This window comes from Psychrobacter sp. 1U2 (genome assembly GCF_051847575.1).
In genome coordinates this window covers 1-1,068 of record NZ_JBPYDC010000449.1, presented here as the reverse complement: position 1 = coordinate 1,068, position 1,068 = coordinate 1, and the positions used below count along the sequence as shown (strand labels likewise).

The window sequence follows — 1,068 nt, the reverse complement described above, 5'->3', positions numbered from 1 at the left end:
AAGGTCGTCCTTGAAACTGGCCGTGTTGCCCGCCAAGCCAACTCTATTATGGTTCATATGGGCGGTGTATCAGTACTGGTTGCAGCAGTAGTAAAGTCTGAAGCTAAAGAAGGTCAAAACTTCTTTCCATTAACTGTAAACTATCAAGAAAAAATGTATGCAGCGGGTAAAATTCCAGGTGCATACGGCAAACGTGAAGGCCGCGCGAGCGAGTTTGAGACTCTAACCTCGCGTCTTATTGATCGTCCAATTCGTCCACTGTTCCCTGAAGGCTATGTCAACGAGATTCAGATTACAGCAACAGTTGTATCCTCAGATAAAACCCAGTCTGCAGACATTGCAGCATTAATCGGTGCTTCAGCAGCATTAGCAATCTCTGATGCGCCATTTAATGGTCCTGTCGCTGCGGCACGTGTTGGCTTTATCGGTGGTGAGTACGTACTAAACCCAACGACTGAGCAGCTTAAAGAGAGTGATCTTGACCTAGTCGTAGCTGGTACCAAGTCTGCAGTATTAATGGTTGAATCTGAAGCAGCAGAGCTGTCAGAAGATCAGATGTTAGGCGCGGTATTATATGGTCATCAGCAACAGCAAATCGTGATTGATAACATTGCTTCAATGGCAGAAGAGATCGGTACCGCTAAGCAGCAGTATGTTGCCCCTGAGCGTGACCAAGCGCTTACCAGCAGCATGAAAGAGCAGTTCGGTGAGCAAGTTGCAGATGCTTATACCATTACTGACAAGCAAGCGCGTTACACCAAGCTCGATGAAATTAAGCAATCAATCATTGATGCGCTTGCTGGTGATGCTGAGTCAGAAACTTATGCTGATACGGTATCTGAGCTAAAAGAAATCTACAACGACCTTAAATATCGTACGGTTCGTGACAATATCTTGTCAGGTAAGCCGCGTATCGATGGCCGTGATCCTGAAACAGTCCGTGCGCTTGACGTGCAGGTTGGTGTATTGCCATATACGCATGGTTCAGCATTATTTACTCGCGGTGAGACGCAAGCCTTAGTCACCACTACGCTAGGCAATAGCCGTGATGTTAACATGATTGATTCA

Annotated in this window: 1 pseudogene; it reads left to right on the top strand. The window is 46.3% G+C overall.

The features are described from left to right. Nucleotides 1-1,068 (top strand): annotated as a pseudogene (locus ACS8FD_RS16490) (polyribonucleotide nucleotidyltransferase); the annotation flags it as partial.